We start from the raw sequence: 18,173 nt of genomic DNA, 5'->3' as shown, positions 1-18,173 counted from the left end.
GAATGAACGATAAAACCTACGACTCGAGCAACATCAAGGTTCTCAAGGGACTGGAAGCGGTGCGCAAGCGCCCCGGCATGTACATCGGCGACACCGATGACGGTACCGGCCTGCACCACATGGTGTTCGAAGTCGTCGACAACTCGATCGACGAAGCCCTTGCCGGCTATTGCGACCACGTGACCGTGACCATCCTGGAGGACGGCTCCGTCAGCGTGACCGACAACGGCCGCGGCATCCCGGTCGACACGCATCCGGAAGAGGGCCGTTCCACCGCCGAAGTCGTCATGACCGTGCTGCATGCGGGTGGCAAGTTCGACGCGAACTCGTACAAGGTCTCCGGCGGCCTGCACGGTGTGGGCGTGTCCGTGGTGAACGCGCTCAGCTCGCACCTGTGGCTGACCATCTACCGCGACGGCAAGGAGTACCAGCAGGAATACGCCCTGGGCGAGCCGCAGTACGCCGTGAAGGAAGTCGGCCCGGCCGCCAACAGGACCGGCACCACCGTCCGCTTCCTGCCGAGCACGGACACCTTCTCCAACATCGAATTCCACTACGACATCCTGGCCAAGCGCCTTCGCGAGCTGGCGTTCCTCAATTCGGGCGTCACCATCGACCTGAAGGACGAGCGGGGCGAAGGGCGCCATGACACGTTTGCCTACGAGGGCGGCATCAAGTCCTTCGTACAGCACCTGGCTCAGCTCAAGACCGCGCTGCACCCCAACGTGATCAGCCTGAGCGCCATGCAGGAAGGCATCTCGGTCGAACTGGCGATGCAGTGGACCGATGCCTACCAGGAGACGATGTACTGCTTCACCAACAACATTCCCCAGCGCGACGGCGGCACCCACCTCACGGGCTTCCGCGCCGCGCTGACGCGCTCGCTGCAGGGCTATATCGAGAAGGAAGGCCTGGCCAAGAACGCCAAGGTCGCGCTGTCGGGCGACGACATGCGCGAAGGCCTGATCGCCGTGCTCTCGGTGAAGGTGCCGGACCCTAAGTTCTCCTCGCAGACCAAGGACAAGTTGGTTTCCTCCGAGGTGAAGACCGCGGTGGAGCAGGCCGTCAACGAGAAGCTGGGCGAGTTCCTGCTGGAACACCCGAACGAAGCCAAGGCCATCGCCTCCAAGGTGGTGGACGCCGCCCGCGCCCGCGAGGCCGCCCGCAAGGCACGCGAGATGACCCGCCGCAAGGGCGCGCTGGATATCGCCGGCCTGCCGGGCAAGCTCGCCGACTGCCAGGAGAAGGATCCCGCCCTGTGCGAACTGTTCCTGGTCGAGGGTGATTCCGCAGGCGGTTCCGCCAAGCAGGGCCGCAACCGCAAGACGCAGGCCGTGCTGCCGTTGAAGGGCAAGATCCTCAACGTGGAAAAGGCCCGCTTCGACAAGATGCTGTCCTCCGCCGAAGTCGGCACGCTGATCACCGCGCTCGGCACGGGCATCGGCAAGGAGGAGTACAACCCGGACAAGCTGCGCTACCACCGCATCGTCATCATGACCGACGCGGACGTGGACGGCTCGCACATCCGCACCCTGCTGCTGACGTTCTTCTACCGCCAGATGCCCGAGCTGATCGAGCGCGGCCACGTCTACATCGGCCTGCCGCCGCTCTACAAGATCAAGCAGGGCAAGAACGAGATGTACCTGAAGGACGACGCGGCCCTCAACGGTTACCTCGTCAACAGCGCCGTGGATGGCGCCGGGCTTGAGCCGACGGCCGATGCGCCGGCGATCAGCGGCGAGCCGCTGGAGAAGCTGCTGCGCGACTACCAGGTGGCACTCGATCAGATCGAGCGCCTCGGCCACCGCTTCGACGCCACCGTGCTCACCGCATTGCTCGAACACGCACCGCTGGAACCGGCGGTGTGGACGGACAGTGCGGCGATGCAGGTCTGGTTGAAGGGTGTGGAATCGCGCCTCGCGGCCAGCGGCTTGGGCAAGCCCCGTTACCGCCTCGCGCTGCGTCCTGCGGAAGGCGAGCAGCCGGCCGCCATCGAGGTGGTCAAGGAGCAGCACGGCCTCAGCCACACCTGGCTGCTGCCGCAGCCGTTCTTCAGCAGCGCCGAGTTCCGTCCGATCCTGCAGATGAGCCAGCAGCTTTCCGGCCTGGTCCAGCCGGACGCCGTGGTTCGCCGCGGCAACGGCTCGCGTGGCGTGCAGAACTTTGCCGAAGCACGCCACTGGCTGCTGGAAGAAGGCAAGAAGGGCCGCATGATCCAGCGCTTCAAGGGCCTGGGTGAAATGAACCCGGAACAGCTGTGGGAGACCACCGTGAATCCGGAAACCCGCCGCATGCTGCAGGTGGGCATCGAAGACGCGTTCGCCGCCGACCAGATGTTCTCCATGCTGATGGGCGAGGCGGTGGAGCCGCGCCGCGACTTTATCGAAGCCAACGCCCTGAAGGTCGCCAACCTCGACATCTGAGGCAACGGCCGTGGGCCCTGCGGGCAGGATCCGCAGGGCCCACGGCTTTTCTTTCGGCATCGCGTACTAACGCGCTAGTGCATTAGCTAAAGTCAGGAAAATAACGCCGATAGCGTGTTTCCAGGCCAAAAAGTCACGCCCGACAGGGCGCCGTGCCTTGAAAATCAGGCCCAGTCATTGGCGTATGGTTCAACTTATTGATTTTTAACAATCTTTTATGTCGCGCTGCGACTTGTTATCTGTTGCCGAGTCAGGTTACGCTCAGCGATCCCCCGCGTAGTAATCGCGTGAAACCTACATTGAGGCCTGCCATGAAGCGTGTTCCCCTGATCAAGATGCTTGCCGGCTCGGCGCTTGCCCTTGCCGTGGTGAGCACGCCGGTCATTGCAGGCGACAGCTCTTCCAAGGACAAGAAGGAAGCGCTCTACCCCAATGCGACCCGCAAGGAACCGAAGCTGGACCTCACCAGCGAGAAGGATCAGAAGGCGATCAACGAAGGCCTTGACGCGGTCAACAACCAGGACAAGGAAAAGGCGACGCAGATCCTCCAGCCGATCGCCGATAGCAGCAAGAGCAAGTACGCACAGGCGCTGGCCCTGCAGGGCCTGGCGAACGTGCACTACAACGACGGCGACGTGAAGGGCGCCATCGACCTGCTCAAGAAGGCGCTCGACAACGGCACCATGCCGAACGACACCTTCTTCCAGCTCGAGTACATGCTGGCCCAGTTCTACCTGGCCGACGAGCAGTACCAGCTGACCATCGACACCGTCGAAAAGTGGCGCACGGAAGGCAAGAAGGAAACCGCCGACTCCTACGCGCTGGAAGGCAACGCCTACTACCGCCTTCAGAAGTACCCCGAAGCGATTGCCGCCGTGAAGAAGGCGCAGTCGATGACCGACAAGCCGAGCGACAGCTGGAACCAGATCCTCATGGCCAGCTACTCCGAATCCGGCCAGACCGACCAGGCTGCCCAGATGGCGCAGCAGCAGCTCGCGTCCAACCCGAATGACCCGAACGCCCTGAACAACGCCGTCGCCGTGCTGATGCAGGCGCAGAAGTACCCGGAAGCGATCTCGCTGATGGAGAAGGCCCGCGCCAATGGCCAGCTCAAGACCGAGAAGGACTACGTCAACCTCGCCAAGCTCTACCTGGTGAGCGGCCAGAACAGCGGTGACCAGAAGGAACCCGCCACCAAGGCCGCTGCCGTGCTGCAGGAAGGCTTCAGCAAGGGCATCGTGACCCAGACCGCGGACAACTACGAGCTGCTGGGCGCCGCCAACTACATGTCCGACAACACCTCGGGCGCCCTGGCGGCCTACCAGAAGGCGGTTCCGCTGGCGAAGAACGGCGAGGCGAACATCCGCGCCGGCCAGCTGCTCATCCAGGACAGCAAGTACAGCGAGGCCAAGAGCCTCATCCAACAGGGCATCGACAAGGGCGTGCAGCACAAGGGCACGGCTTACATGTTGCTGGCCGAAGCCTGCCGTGGTCTCAAGGACAAGGCAGGTGCGATCGCAGCCATGGAGAAAGCGGCACAGGATCCAGAAACTTCAGCAAAAGCCAAGGCTTGGCTGAAGTCGCCGACAGTAAGCAAGTAAGGCAGAGGTGTAACAATTGCGGGGCAGATAGACGTCCATTTGTCTGCCTCACAAGTGCTATACAAATGCCATTTGCTGTTGTACCGTTGAAACCTTTCCGTGCTCCCGTCCAGTGGCAAACGTCATCCCAACAGGATCGCTGCCACCGGAATTCGTGACCACGTCTCACCGATTGATTAGCTCCAGATAGTGACAGATGGCCTCAAGTAACGAAGCAACCGGCCAAGGGCCGTTCAATTGGAGGCGTACCTGGGCGCTGGCAGTTGCCATCGCGCTGCATGCGTTCGCGTTCCTGTTGCTGGTGGCGCCTATGGCACCGCCGAAGCAGGTCCAGAAGGAAAAAGAACGCACTGTCCAGGTGAACTTTATCGAGCCGCCCCCGCCGCCGCCGCCCCCGCCGCCGCCGCCGCCGCCGCCGGAGCCGCCGAAGCAGCCGCCGCCGAAGATCATTCAGCAGGTCAAGCCGCCGCCGACCCCGCCGCCGCCGGCTCCGCCGCCGAGCGTGGAAGAGCATTCGGCCAATGCCGTCGCGGCAGCGCCGCCGGCTCCGCCTGCTCCTCCGGCACCGCCTGCGGACATCACCGCCAGTCAAGACATCAGCTACAACAGCCGTATTACGCCCAAGTATCCGCCGCAGGCTATCCGCCAGCGTCACGAGGGCACGGTCACGCTGATGATCCTGGTTGCCGTCGATGGAACGCCGAAGGACATCAAGGTGGAGGTATCCAGCGGTTATCGCGAGCTGGATCAGGCCGCGATTGAAACGGCACGCAAGTGGCGCTTCAATCCGAATATAAGGAACGGACAAAAGACGGAAGGCTATGTCCGCGTCCCGATCAACTTTAATCTCAATCAGCTGTAACTTCGGTTACGGTCAATCAGTTCACGCTTGACTTTCCAAGGGTAGCGTTATGTTCCTGCAAACTTCTCCGGCCCCCGCGGGCGGTACCACCAACGCCGAAGCCATGAAGTCGATGGGCTTCGACCACCTGATCCACAACTTCGACCCGCTGGGTTGGATTGTGTTTATCGTGCTCGTGGTGATGTCCTTCTCTTCCTGGTACTTCATCGTCGCCAACGCGATCCGCAACTCGATGGTTCGCGGCCGCGCCGACAAGGTCATCAACGGCTTCTGGTCGAATGGTTCGACCCAGGACGCCATTCGCGAACTCGAAGCCCAGCCCAAGGGCGAACCGTTCTCGAAGATCGCCCTCGACGCCGCTTCGGCCGTCGCTCACCACCAGCAGGCTTCGGCCGGCGGTGGTCGCCTCGCCGAGTCGCTCAGCCGCTCCGAGTTCATCGACCGCGCCCTGCGCCAGGCCGTGGCTCGCGAGAGCCTGCGCCTTGAAGGCGGCCTGACCCTGCTCGCCACGGTCGGTTCGTCGGCGCCGTTCATCGGTCTGCTCGGTACCGTGTGGGGCATCTACCACGCGCTGATCAAGATCTCCGCGTCGGGCAACGCTTCGATGGAAGCCGTGGCCGGTCCGGTGGGTGAAGCTCTGATCATGACCGCCTTCGGTCTGTTCACCGCTATCCCGGCCGTGCTCGCCTACAACTTCTTCAACCGCTCCAACCGTCTGACCTACGCTCAGTTCGACGAGTTTGCGCACGACCTGCACGACTTCTTCGCCACCGGCGCTCGCGTCGAAGGCAAGTGAGGATCTGACCCATGGCAATGAGTTCCGGAGGCAATTCCGGCGGTCCGATGTCGGAGATCAACGTTACGCCGCTCGTCGACGTGATGTTGGTGCTGCTGATCATCTTCATGATCACGGCGCCGCTGATGTCCCATCGAATCACGGTGGAGCTACCGACTGCGAATCCGAAGACCACGGATACGGAGCAGGTCACGCCGATGGACTTGGCCGTGAAGCCGGATGGCTCGATGTACCTCGATGACGTTGAAGTCAACGAAGGCGAGCTGAAGGCGAAGTTCGCGGTTGCGGCGCAGCAGTCGCCGCAGCCCGAGCTGCAGATCCGTGCGGACAAGACCACGGAATACAAGATCGTGAAGAAGGTCCTCGCCGACGCCAAGGAAGCTGGCATGGTGCATGTCGGCTTCATGACGACCGGCAAGGAGTAACCAGCCATGGCATTCAGTTCTGGAAGTGGCAAGGGCCCCATGGCCGAAATCAACGTCACGCCGCTCGTCGACGTGATGCTGGTGCTGCTGATCATCTTCATGATCACGGCACCGATCCTGACCCATAAGGTGAAGATCGATCTTCCCCAGCCGAACCCGAACGTGGTTCAGCCGGAAAATCCGCCGGAACCTGTCCGCCTCAAGATCGACCAGTCCGGCGCGCTGTACTGGAACGATACCCCGGTGGATGAGCTGGGCCTCAAGGCTCAGCTGGCGGTGATCGGTGGTCTGGGCGATCCGGCCAAGCAGCCGGAAGTGCAGATCAACGCGGATGACGCCGTGGCCTATGAGCACGTGGCTCGCGTCCTCGCGGATGCCAAGAGCTACGGTCTCACCAAGATCGGCTTTACTGAAGGTCAGTGATTCCGACAGGAATCACAGCAACACTACCCTTTGGACCCCCGCCTTGCGCGGGGGTTCTTTTTTGGGGGATTTGAAAAATGGGCGCGACACCAGAGACGCCCGCGTGCCCCGCAACAGACGTATAGACGTCCAGACGCGGCAGCGCTGCCATCGCAGCGCCGTGCTCAACGCAGTATCTGCAGGTACTTCCGCACGGTCGTGGTCAGGCCTTCGTAGAGGGCTTCGCCAATCAGTGCGTGTCCGATGGATACTTCCGCCAGGCCAGGAATGGCGGCCTTGAATGTGCCGAGATTGGCCTGGCTAAGGTCGTGCCCGGCGTTGACCGCCAGGCCTGCGTGCTGCGCGCGTCGTGCGGTGTCGGCGCAGCGTTCGAGCTCGGCCTGCACATTGCCCTCTTCGAAAGCCTGCGCGTAGGGGCCGGTATAGATCTCGATGCGCTGCACGCCGATCGCCAGCGCGGCATCAAAGCCGGTTGCGCCCGAATCCACGAACAGACTTACCCGACAGCCGATGTCGCGCAACTGTGCGACCAGCGGCCTGAGTGTTTCGATATCGCGAGTCAGGTCGAAACCGTGGTCCGAGGTGATCTGGCCGTCACCATCGGGCACCAGCGTCACCTGCGTCGGGCGCGTCTCGCGTGCCAGCTCGATCAGGCCAGGGTAACTGCCGCGCGCGCCGGCGAAGGGATTGCCCTCGATGTTGTACTCGACGCGACCGCGCGTCAGGGCCGCGAGCGCGCGCACATCGTCAGGACGGACATGCCGCTGATCCGGACGCGGATGCACGGTAATGCCACCACAGCCGGCATCGATGCAGGCATGGGCGGCACGGAGGATGTCGGGTTCCGTACCGCCGCGCGAATTGCGAAGCACGGCAATCTTGTTGACGTTGACGCTGAGCAGGGTCATGGGCTGTTCGTTACTCGCTTGCAGGGCGCAGCAAGGCGCCGGAACCATGGCGGGTTGCACACAGTGCGCCCATCAGACCGCCCCGGCAAGTGTCCATTGCCGGATCCGGCGAGGCTCTCCTTGCCATGCCAGCGTGCCGACGTGTTGCTCGTCGAGCGCCAAACGGTGCAATTGCCACTGGTCGGCCTCGTGGCCCTCCAGTCGATGCAGCACCGGCAGGTCGGAAGGCCCGGCAATACTCAACCGATGCAGGCCAAACGCCAGTCCCCGGCCGAGCGCCTTGAGCACGGCCTCCTTGGCCGTCCACAGTTCCAGAAAGGCGCGATCGCGTTGTTCGGGGCTAAGTGCTTCCAGCGCCGCTGTCTCGTCGGGGCTGAAATAGCGCCGCGCGATGGGCACGGCCTTGGGATGGGCGCGCAGGCGTTCGAGGTCGACGCCCGGCAGCACGCCGCGAGCCACCGCGATCAGCGCCTGGTCCTGGCAGTGGGACCAATTGAACGAGAGCGTGTCACGGCGTGCGCCGGCCAGCGCCGGACGGCCGTGCTCCAGTGTTTCCAGTTCCACGGCTTCCGCCGGGACGCCCAGATAGACGCCCAGCATCGCCAGCAGGGGCGCCCGGCCCTGGTGATGGTCGTAGGCGAGGCGCCAGACGTGGATCTCATCGTCTCCCAGCGCCGTCGCCAACGGGGCCAGCGCCTGGCCGTCGGTAGTGATCATCCGCGCATGTTGCCGCCCAAGGGGCGATACTTACAAGCGCCGCCGGCGCCGAAGAACGACGCCTCGCGCCTGGATACGCCCACCCGAAGGGAAGCCCTCATGCCGGAGAACACCGCTTGATTGCCGGATGGCTATTGCTGCTGGTTTCCCTGCTGTACGTCGGACTGCTGTTTGTCGTGGCCTACCTCGGCGATCGCCGTCCGCTCTATCCGCGCCAGCCACGACTGCGTCCCATCGTGTACAGCCTTGCGCTGGCGGTGTATTGCTCCTCGTGGACGTTCTACGGCGCGGTGGGTACGGCGGCGCGCGAAGGCCTGGGCTACCTGCCGATCTATCTTGGCCCGATCCTGCTGTTCGTGTTCGGCTTCGGCCTGTTGCGCCGTCTGGTGTTGCTGGCACGCCAGCGCAACATCACCTCGATTGCCGACTTCATTGGCGCCCGCTTTGGCAAATCGCACGGACTGGCGGCGCTGGTCGCGGTCATCGCCGTGATCGCGGTGGTGCCGTACCTCGCGCTGCAGTTCAAGGCAGTGGCGATGTCGTATGCGGTGCTGGGCAGCGCCGTGCCGCCCGGCACCTCGCAGTTCAGCGACAGCGCCCTGTGGTGCGCCATTCTTCTCGCCACGTTCGCGATCCTGTTTGGCACGCGCACCATCGATGCCACCGAACACCACCACGGCATGATGCTGGCCATCGCGGTCGAGTCGCTGATCAAGCTGGTGGTGTTCATCGTGCTCGCGGGCTACGCACTGTGGCGCGGACCAGGGCTCGCCGCCACGATCCAGCTGCCGGTGCAGCAGGCGGCCGAAGGCGTGTCGCCCGGCTTCCTCGCGCAGACCCTGCTCGCCTTCTGCGCCATGTTCTGCCTGCCGCGCCAGTTCCAGATCGGCGTGGTGGAGTGCGAAGACCCGCACGATGTCTCGCGCGCACGCTGGATGTTTCCGATCTACATGGTGATCGTGAGTCTGGCGGTCCTGCCCATCGTGGCGGCCGGCCTGCATCTGCCGTCATTGCAGTCAGGCAACAAGGACGCCTGGGTGCTCACGCTGCCGATGGCCTACGGTGATGGCACCATGGCCTTGCTCGCCTTTATCGGCGGCTTCTCCGCGGCCACGGGCATGGTGATCGTGGCGTGCGTGGCGTTGTCGACGATGATCAGCAATGACATCGTGATGCCGATGCTGTTGCGCATCCGCGCATTCAAGCTGGAGCAACGCGCCGATCTCTCGCAACTGGTGCTGCTCGTGCGCCGCATCGCCATCATCGCGCTCGCGGCGATGGCCTATGTCTACTACCGCGTGGTGGCCGACACCACCAACCTCGCAGCCACCGGCTTGCTCGCCTTCGCCGCGGTGGCGCAGTTTGCCCCCGGCATCGTCGCCGCACTGTACTGGCGCGGCGCCAGCCGCAAGGGCGTGGCGGTAGGTCTGGCGATGGGCTTTCTGGTGTGGACCTACACCCTGCTGCTGCCCGCCATGAACCATTCCGCCACCTGGCTGGACACCGGCCCGATGAACCTCAGTTGGTTGCAGCCGCGGGCGCTGTTCCACCTCAACGGCTGGGACCCGGTGATGCACGGCACGTTCTGGTCGTTGCTGGTTAACGTGGCCTGCCTGATCTTCGTCTCGCTGCGCTTCCGCCCCAATCTGGAAGAACGCCTGCACGCGGCCATGTTCATCGACCCGTATGCCATCGATAGCCGGGGCGCCGGTGACTGGCGTGGCCGCGTGGCCGTGGCCGACCTGCGCACCATCGCCGAACGCATCGTGGGTGAACGCAGCAGCCAGCGCGCATTCGACGACTACGCGGAGCGACGCGGCAAACCGCTGCAATCGGGCGAGGCCGCCGATCGCGCGCTGATCCAGTACACCGAGCGCCTGCTCGCTTCCGCCGTGGGCGCCGCGAGCGCGCGACGCATCCTGATGGGCGCCCTCTCGGGTTCCGGCCTGGACATCGCCGAGGCCATGGCGCTGATGGACGAGGCCTCGCAGGAACTGCGCTTCAACCGCGAGCTTCTTTCCACCACGCTGGAAAACGTGTCGCAAGGTATCAGCGTGGTCGATGCGAACATGCGGCTGGTCGCGTGGAACCGGCGCTACCTGGAACTGTTCGACTATCCCGACGGCATGGTCTACGTCGGCGTGCCGGTGGCCGACCTCATCGGCTGGAACGCGGACCACGGTGAATGCGGGCCAGGCGAAGTCGAGGCACACGTGGCCAAGCGCATCGCGCACATGCACGCTGGCTCGCCCCATGTGTTCCAGCGCATTCGTCCTGACGGCTCGGTGATCGAGATGCGCGGACGCGCGCTTCCCGGTGGCGGTTACGTCACCACCTACACCGACGTCACCGCCTACAAGCACGCCGAGCAGGCGTTGATCGAGGCCAACGAAAACCTGGAGCAACGCGTCGACCTGCGCACGGCGGAATTGAGCGAAGCCCTGAACTCCGCCGCACGCGCGCGCCGCGAGGCGGAAATGGCCAACGCCTCGAAGACGCGATTCCTCGCCGCAGCCAGCCATGACCTGTTGCAGCCCTTGAATGCGGCGCGCCTGTTCACTGCCGCGCTGCGACAGCACCCGGGGCTCGACGGCGAAGCGAGCTTGCTCGCCGAGCGCATCGACGCCTCGTTCCGCGCCGCGGAAGACCTGCTCGACGCTTTGTTGGATACCTCACGCCTGGATGCCGGCAGCTATCGGGCCGACGTGAGCAACGTGGCACTGTCTGATCTGTTCGAATCGCTCAAGGCGCAATTCGCCGTGCTGTCCCAGCAGCGCGGCCTGCGCCTGCGTGTCGTGCCGACCAGGCTCGCCGTGCGCAGCGATCCGCAGCTACTGCGCCGCGTCCTGCAGAACTTCATCTCCAACGCCCTGCGCTATACCCGCGAGGGCGGCATCCTGCTCGGCGCGCGACGGATCGGCAACGAAGTACGCATCGAGGTTTGGGACACGGGGCCCGGCATTGCCGAGGAACAGCGCGCGCGCATCTTTGGCGAGTTCCAGCGACTCGATCGCCCTTCGCCCTGGGGGGAGAAAGGCCTGGGCCTCGGCTTGTCCATCTGCGAACGCATCGCCGGCATCCTGGACCACAGGCTCGAGCTGGTATCGCGCGTAGGCAAGGGCAGCCGCTTCGCCGTGCGCGTACCGCGCGCGGAAAGTGCGATATCGCGCCGGCGCGCGAGCGCGCATCCCGTGTCGAACGAACAGTTGCCACTCACCGTGCTATGCCTGGACAACGATCCGGCCATCCTCGATGGCATGCGCGCCCTGCTGCAGCGTTGGGGCGTGGATTGCCGCACCGCGTTGGACGTGACGCAGGCCGAACAGGAAATGCGCCGAGGCGGTATCGACCTGATCCTGGCCGATTACCATCTCACCGATGACCTCGATGGCCTGCAGGCGCTCGACGCATTGCGCGAAGTGGTGGGCGAACTGCCACCGGTGGCCATGATCACGGCGGACGGCAGCAGCGAGTTGAAGCAGCGTGCGCGTGCGCTGGGTTACCCGATCCTGCACAAGCCCGTGCGGCCGGCGGCGTTGCGCGCCCTGTTGAGTGCGTTGGTAAGGCGGCAGACGGCTTGAGAGCGAGCAGTGAGTGACGAGAAGTGAGACACGAGAGAAAGCTCCTCGCTCGCATTACTCACGTCTCCTTACTCACTCTTCGCGCCCTGGTCACTCATCGTCATCCGGCAACGACGGCATCGCTTCTTGATCGATCGCCAGATGGCTTGCTGCCAGCGCCACCTGCGTGCGGTTGTTCACCCCGAGCTTGCGCATGATCGCCGTCATGTGCGCTTTCACCGTGGCTTCGGACACACCAAGGTCATAGGCGATCTGCTTGTTGAGCAGGCCCTCGGCGATCATGGTGAGCACGCGGAACTGCTGCGGCGTGAGCGTGGCCACGCGGGTGGCCACGGCCGCCTCGTCGGGCTTCAGCTCCATGCCACCGCCGACCAGCTGGTGCGGCAGCCAGACATCGCCATCGAGCACCTTGCGGATGGCGGTGATGATGTCTTCGCCCGGTGTTGATTTGGGGATATACGCCGATGCGCCATGCGCCAGCGCGCGCCGCGCGACCTGCACGTCCTCATGGCCCGACACGACGATGGTCGGCAACCCGGGAAACTGCCCGCGGATATGCGCCAGCGCCGAATAGCCGCGTGCACCCGGCATGTGCAGGTCCAGCAGCAACAGCTCGGCGTCGGGAAATTGCTCGATCAGGCTGAGCAGGGAATACACGCTGTCCGCGCTGTGCACGCTGGAATCGGGAATGGCCGCGACAACGGCACGTTGCAGCGCGTCGCGGAACAGCGGGTGATCGTCGGCGATCAGTACGTCAGGCATGGTTCTTCAGCTTTTCTGTAGGAGCGCACGTGTGCGCGACCAGCATTACCTCGGAGCGATGACGCCATATCGACCGCGTCGCGAAGATCCCATCCCGGGATGACACCGTCGCTCCGCGGTCGCGCACAGGGTGCGCTCCTAGATGGACTGCATTACTTGATGAGGCGTTCTTCCACCAGGTTCTTCACCACGCCCGGATCAGCCAGCGTGGAGATATCGCCGAGCTGGTCAGGCTGGTTCTCGCCGATCTTGCGCAGGATGCGGCGCATGATCTTGCCCGAGCGCGTCTTCGGCAGGCCCGGCGCCCACTGCAGGAAATCCGGTGTGGCGATGGGGCCGATTTCCTTGCGCACCCAGGCCACGAGTTCCTTGCGCAGCTCTTCGCTGCCCTGTTCACCGGCCACCAGCGTGACGAAGGCATAGATGCCCTGGCCCTTGATGTCGTGCGGCGCGCCGACCACGGCAGCTTCGGCCACCTTCGGGTGCGCCACCAGCGCGCTCTCCACTTCGGCGGTGCCGATGCGGTGGCCGCTGACATTGATCACATCGTCGACGCGGCCGGTGATCCAGTAGTAACCGTCGTCATCGCGGCGCACGCCGTCGCCGGTGAAGTAGTTGCCGGGATAAGCGCTGAAGTAAGTGTCGATGAAGCGCTGGTGGTCGCCGTACACCGTGCGCATCTGGCCCGGCCACGAATCGGCGATGACCAGGTTACCTTCGGTCGCGCCTTCCAGCACCGCGCCGCCGGCGTCGACAATGGCCGGCTTGATGCCGAAGAACGGCAGCGTGGCCGAACCCGGCTTGGCGTCAATGGCGCCCGCCAGCGGGGTGATCAGGATGCCGCCGGTTTCGGTCTGCCACCACGTATCCACGATCGGGCAGCGCTCGTCACCCACCACGCGGTAGTACCACTCCCAGGCTTCCGGATTGATCGGCTCGCCCACCGAACCCAGCAGGCGCAGCGACGTACGCGAGGCCTTCTTCACCGGGGCTTCGCCTTCGCGCATCAGCGCGCGGATGGCCGTGGGCGCAGTGTAGAACAGCGTCACCTTGTGCTTGTCCACCACGTTCCAGAAGCGGCTGGTGTCCGGATAGTTGGGCACGCCGTCGAACATCACCGTGGTCGCGCCATTGGCGAGCGGGCCGTACACCACGTAGCTGTGGCCGGTGACCCAGCCCACGTCGGCGGTGCACCAGTACACGTCGTCCTCGCGCAGGTCGAACACCAGTTCATGCGTGTAGCTGGCGTAGACCAGGTAGCCGCCCGAAGTGTGCAGCACACCCTTGGGCTTGCCGGTGGAACCGGAGGTGTAGAGGATGAACAGCGGATGCTCCGCGTCCACCGGTGTCGGCGGGCAATCGGCGGACTGGCCTTCCATCAGCGTGTGGTAATAGCGGTCGCGCGGCGACTGCATCGGCACGGCGCTGCCGGTGCGGCGCACCACAATCACCGTCTCCACGCTGTTGGTGCCTGGGCGTTCCAGCGCGGCATCCACGTTGGCCTTGAGCGGGATCTTCTTGCCGCCGCGCACGCCCTCGTCGGCGGTGACCACCACCTTGCAGGTCGAGTCCGCGATGCGGCCGGCCAGCGAGTCCGGTGAGAAGCCGCCGAACACCACTGAGTGGATGGCGCCGATACGCGCGCAGGCCAGCATGGCCACGGCGGCTTCCGGCACCATCGGCATATAGATGGCTACGCGGTCGCCCTTGACCACGCCAAGATGCTTGAGCGTGTTGGCGAACTTGCACACCTCGGCGTGCAGTTCCTTATAGGTAATGTGGCGCGACTCGTTCGGGTCGTCGCCCTCGAAGATGATGGCGGTCTTGTCGCCGCGCTCGGCCAGGTGGCGGTCCAGGCAGTTCGCCGCGACATTCAGCTCGCCGTCCTCATACCAGCGGATGTGCAGGTTCTTGGGGTCGTAGGAGACGTTCTTGATCTTGCTCGGCGCCTTCATCCACTGCAGCCGCTGGCCGACCTTGCCCCAGAAGCCCTCCGGATCCTTCACCGACTCGGCGTAGAGCCGCTCGTAATCGTCCTTGCGGATGCGTGCCTTGGCGGCGAAATCGGGCCTGACGGGGTAGACCTTGGACATCACGGGGCTCCTGCGGCCGGCCCTGCCGGCCTCCTGATGGTGGAATGTCGCCGCGGGTCACGGCGTTACCCGTCGAGTGTAGCCGTTGGGCGGTGATCGTTACGTTTCCTTCGCAAAGTCACCGCTTTCGACTTTGGTCGAGGTTCGACCAATGGTGAATAGGCGTCCGCATGGCAGCACGGACATTCTCAGGTGGTCATCGACCTGGGGAGGCCTGCTATGACACTGCCTACAACCGCACGCCGCCATGGCCTGCTGGCACTCAGCATCGCTTGCGCGCTGAGCCTGCCGCTGGGGGCCCATGCGCAGAGCACCACCAAAAGCGCCAAGAGCAGTACGCGCGAACAGCAGCTTGAAAAGCGGGTGAACCAGCTGGAACAGGAACTGGCCGAACTGAAGGCCATGATCCAGGAACAGAAAACCGCCACTACCCAGGCCACGCAGACGGCGCAGCAGGCCCAGGCCACGGCTGTACAGGCACAAAGCACCGCGCAGGCCACCTCGACCAAAGTGGAAGCGGCACCCAAGCCGCAGTTCACCACGGCGCCTGGCCTGTCGGTGGCCTTGCACGGTTTCATCGATGCCACCGTGTTCGGCCAGAACCGGACCTTCTCCAACTACGGCAACGGGCAGAACGCGGAACTGCCGGCGCCGCCCACGGCGGCCAACAAGGCCAACGGCTATACCGGCTCGCTGAGCGGCGCGGACATCCGCAACACCCGCTTCTGGCTCGACTTCACCGGCGCCAAGTTGAACGAAGACTGGAACGGCAGCGGTCGCATCGAGATGGATTTCTTCGGCGGCAACAACGGCACCGGCGCCTATGCACAACAGCAGCCGATTCCGCGCCTGCGCCAGGCCTACATGGACATCACCAATCCAACCTGGGGCACCACGGTGCGCATCGGCCAGATGTGGGACCTGATGTTCCCGCTGGAAAACACCCCCACCTCGCTGTCGCACATCGCGTTTCCGCTGGGCTATGGCGCGGGCATCGTGGGCTGGCGCTACCCGGGCGTGATCGTGATGCAGGATCTCAATCACGGTTCCGAAGGCATCAAGTGGCGCTTCGATTTCGCCGTGCTGGAAGGCAACTGGAGCGGCCCCGCCAACGAGGCGGGCACGTCCAATATCAACTACCTCAACGCGGGCGCGGCCCACTTCAAGCCGCAGTTGGAAGCACGACTGCATGCGCAGGGCAGCGACTGGCTGGCTTACCTCTCGGCGCATTATTCCCAGGTGGACCTGCACGGCGTAGGCGACATCGTGGCCAAGCCGCGGCGCGACAACCTGCAGAGCATCGGCTACGACCTGGGCGGCCAGTGGAAGCCTGGTCCGTGGACCCTCAAGGGCCTGGTCTACAGTGGCAAGGCGCTGGCGGAAATCTTTGGTGCGATGTCGCAGTTCGGCAACATCAAGGAATCGGGAGGCTTCGTGCAGGCGGGTTACAACTTCACGCCAAAGTGGAGCGTCAACGCGTTCTATGCCGCCGCGCGTCCCAATCACAATGACGTCGTCGCATGGACCACCACCAGCCCCGTCGCGGGTACCGCACTGCTGCGCAACGACATGTCCGCGCTCAGCCTGCAATACGCCTCGGGCAACTATGAGCTGGGCGTGGAATGGCTGTACGACAACCTGCACTACCAAGTGGGTTCCGCCGGTGCCAACCAGCGCGTGAGCGGCAACCAGGTCAGCTTCAGCGGCATGTACAAGTTCTGAGCAAATCGCGCCGGCAACGCGGAGGGCGTTGCCAGCGGCAACACCGGTGTGGGGTGACGGGAGGCGCCCGGACCGGAACGAGGAGAGGACGGCTATGGGTGGCCACCGCCGCTCCAGGGCCCTGCACCCGGAAAACACCACCCATCGACCTGACCGAGCGTCACAACTGAGGGCTTTATCATGGCTACGACCGCCGTCGACATGCGCGGATCGCTCGACACCGGCCACCGCCGCGTCATCCTGGCTTCCAGCCTGGGCACCGTGTTCGAGTGGTACGACTTCTACCTCTACGGCTCGCTGGCCGCGTTGATCGGCAAGCACTTCTTCAGCGGCCTCAACGAGACGAGTCAGTTCATCTTCGCGCTGCTGGCCTTTGCCGCGGGCTTCGCGGTACGCCCCTTCGGCGCCATCGTGTTTGGACGGCTGGGCGACCTGATCGGTCGCAAATACACCTTCCTCATCACCATCGTCATCATGGGCCTGTCGACCTTCTTTGTCGGCCTGCTGCCCAATTACGCGCAGATCGGCGCGGCCGCGCCCACCATCCTGATCGCGCTGCGCCTGCTGCAGGGCTTGGCCCTGGGCGGCGAATACGGTGGTGCCGCGACCTATGTGGCCGAGCACGCCCCCAACGGCAAGCGCGGCCTGTACACCAGCTTCATCCAGATCACCGCCACCTTCGGCCTGTTCCTCTCGCTGCTGGTCATCCTGGGCACGCGCATGGGCCTGGGCGACAAAACCTTCGACGATTGGGGCTGGCGTATTCCCTTCCTGGTGTCTTCGCTGCTGCTCGCGGTGTCGGTCTACATCCGCATGCAGCTGCAGGAATCGCCGGTGTTCAAGCAGATGAAGGCGGAAGGCAAACAGTCCAAGGCACCGCTCACCGAGGCGTTCGGCCACTGGTCGAACCTCAAGCTGGTGATTCTCGCGCTGCTCGGTGCCACCGCCGGCCAGGCGGTGGTGTGGTACACCGGCCAGTTCTACGCGCTGTACTTCCTTACCCAAAGCCTGAAGATCGACGGCACCACGGCCAACCTGCTGATTGCCGCCGCGCTCGCCATCGGCACGCCGTTCTTCGTGTTGTTCGGCTGGCTGTCCGATCGCATCGGTCGCAAAACCATCGTGCTGGCGGGGTGTTTGCTCGCTGCGCTCACCTACTTTCCGATCTTCAAGGGCCTCACCCACTTCGGCAACCCGGCCATCGAAACCGCCGCGGCGACGTCACCGGTCAAGGTCATCGCCGACCCCAACGGGTGCAGCTTCCAGTTCGATCCGGTGGGCAAGACCAAGTTCACCAGCTCCTGCGACGTAGCCAAGAGCGCGCTGGCAAAGAAGGGCATTCCGTACTCCAACGTCACCGCCGAGCCGGGCGCCGTTGCCTCGGTGAAGATCGGCGACCAGAGCATCAGCTCCTTCGAAGGCGGTTCGCTGGACAGCAAGGCCTTTGCGGAGCAGGGCAAGGCCTTCGGCACGCAGCTGAGTACCGCACTCAAGGCGGCGGGCTACCCGGAAAAGGCCGATCCCGCGCAACGCAACGACGTGATGCTGGTCGTGCTGCTGGCCATCCTGGTGATCTACGTGACCATGGTGTACGGGCCCATCGCGGCGTGGCTGGTGGAGATGTTCCCCACGCGCATCCGCTATACCTCGATGAGCCTGCCGTATCACATCGGCAATGGCTGGTTCGGCGGTTTCGTACCGACCATCGGCTTCATGCTGGTGGCCTGGAAGGGCGATATCTACTACGGCCTGTGGTATCCGATTATCGTCGCCATTGGCACGTTCTTCATCGGCCTGTTGTTCCTGCGCGAAACCAAGGACGTCGACATTCGCGGCTGATCACGCGTCCTGCAAATGAAG

The 18,173-nt window shown here is 64.2% G+C and carries 13 protein-coding genes; 9 read left to right on the top strand and 4 right to left on the bottom strand.

From position 1 onward, the window contains the following. The first annotated feature begins 2 nt into the window (after positions 1 to 2). The 6 genes from gyrB to HY57_RS03270 all read left to right on the top strand — a co-directional run bounded on the left by gyrB (position 3) and on the right by HY57_RS03270 (position 6,530). Positions 3 to 2,423, top strand: a complete 2,421-nt coding sequence (gyrB, locus tag HY57_RS03295) for a DNA topoisomerase (ATP-hydrolyzing) subunit B (protein WP_019464793.1) — start codon at positions 3 to 5, stop codon at positions 2,421 to 2,423. 311 nt (positions 2,424 to 2,734) lie between these two features. Continuing rightward, positions 2,735 to 4,024 (top strand): tetratricopeptide repeat protein, encoded by a 1,290-nt coding sequence (locus tag HY57_RS03290; protein ID WP_019464794.1) that lies wholly within the window; start codon positions 2,735 to 2,737, stop codon positions 4,022 to 4,024. Positions 4,025 to 4,220: 196 nt separating this feature from the next. Beyond that, positions 4,221 to 4,886, top strand: a complete 666-nt coding sequence (locus tag HY57_RS03285; protein ID WP_038579307.1) for an energy transducer TonB — start codon at positions 4,221 to 4,223, stop codon at positions 4,884 to 4,886. Between the two features lie 49 nt (positions 4,887 to 4,935). Beyond that, positions 4,936 to 5,682 (top strand): MotA/TolQ/ExbB proton channel family protein, encoded by a 747-nt coding sequence (locus tag HY57_RS03280; RefSeq protein ID WP_019464024.1) that lies wholly within the window; start codon positions 4,936 to 4,938, stop codon positions 5,680 to 5,682. An 11-nt stretch (positions 5,683 to 5,693) separates the two neighbouring features. After that, a complete protein-coding gene (locus HY57_RS03275; protein ID WP_026033714.1) occupies positions 5,694 to 6,107 on the top strand; it encodes an ExbD/TolR family protein in 414 nt (137 codons plus the stop codon). A 6-nt stretch (positions 6,108 to 6,113) separates the two neighbouring features. Then, positions 6,114 to 6,530, top strand: a complete 417-nt coding sequence (locus HY57_RS03270; RefSeq protein WP_026033713.1) for an ExbD/TolR family protein — start codon at positions 6,114 to 6,116, stop codon at positions 6,528 to 6,530. Positions 6,531 to 6,694: 164 nt separating this feature from the next. Here the strand turns inward: HY57_RS03270 and HY57_RS03265 are convergent, their stop codons facing one another. Together HY57_RS03265 and HY57_RS03260 are read right to left on the bottom strand one after the other, a co-directional pair. Further along, on the bottom strand, positions 6,695 to 7,438 hold the full coding sequence (locus HY57_RS03265) for a pyridoxine 5'-phosphate synthase (protein ID WP_019464021.1): 744 nt from the start codon (positions 7,436 to 7,438) through the stop codon (positions 6,695 to 6,697). A gap of 72 nt (positions 7,439 to 7,510) precedes the next feature. Continuing rightward, positions 7,511 to 8,155 carry a 4'-phosphopantetheinyl transferase family protein gene (locus HY57_RS03260; protein ID WP_019464020.1) on the bottom strand — a complete coding sequence of 215 codons (645 nt, stop codon included), beginning with the start codon at positions 8,153 to 8,155 and terminating at the stop codon, positions 7,511 to 7,513. 116 nt (positions 8,156 to 8,271) lie between these two features. Between HY57_RS03260 and HY57_RS03255 the strand changes: the two genes are divergently transcribed. Beyond that, the gene (locus HY57_RS03255; RefSeq protein WP_026033712.1) at positions 8,272 to 11,736 is read left to right on the top strand and encodes a hybrid sensor histidine kinase/response regulator; all 3,465 of its coding nucleotides are present in this window, start codon (positions 8,272 to 8,274) and stop codon (positions 11,734 to 11,736) included. Between the two features lie 90 nt (positions 11,737 to 11,826). On the opposite strand, the gene HY57_RS03250 is transcribed toward HY57_RS03255, so the two are convergent. Together HY57_RS03250 and acs are read right to left on the bottom strand one after the other, a co-directional pair. Beyond that, positions 11,827 to 12,498, bottom strand: a complete 672-nt coding sequence (locus HY57_RS03250) for a response regulator transcription factor (protein WP_019464018.1) — start codon at positions 12,496 to 12,498, stop codon at positions 11,827 to 11,829. A gap of 152 nt (positions 12,499 to 12,650) precedes the next feature. Continuing rightward, on the bottom strand, positions 12,651 to 14,591 hold the full coding sequence (acs, locus tag HY57_RS03245; protein WP_019464017.1) for an acetate--CoA ligase: 1,941 nt from the start codon (positions 14,589 to 14,591) through the stop codon (positions 12,651 to 12,653). A 219-nt stretch (positions 14,592 to 14,810) separates the two neighbouring features. Here acs and HY57_RS03240 point away from each other — a divergent pair, with 219 nt between their 5' ends. Together HY57_RS03240 and HY57_RS03235 are read left to right on the top strand one after the other, a co-directional pair. Continuing rightward, positions 14,811 to 16,313 carry a hypothetical protein gene (locus HY57_RS03240; RefSeq protein WP_019464016.1) on the top strand — a complete coding sequence of 501 codons (1,503 nt, stop codon included), beginning with the start codon at positions 14,811 to 14,813 and terminating at the stop codon, positions 16,311 to 16,313. A 180-nt stretch (positions 16,314 to 16,493) separates the two neighbouring features. After that, complete coding sequence (locus tag HY57_RS03235) at positions 16,494 to 18,152, top strand: MFS transporter (RefSeq protein WP_019464015.1); 1,659 nt, start codon at positions 16,494 to 16,496, stop codon at positions 18,150 to 18,152. Positions 18,153 to 18,173: the final 21 nt, after the last annotated feature.

The organism is Dyella japonica A8, from assembly GCF_000725385.1.
In the GTDB taxonomy this organism is placed as follows: Bacteria; Pseudomonadota; Gammaproteobacteria; order Xanthomonadales; family Rhodanobacteraceae; genus Dyella; species Dyella japonica_C.
This window is presented reverse-complemented; position numbering and strand designations above follow the sequence as displayed.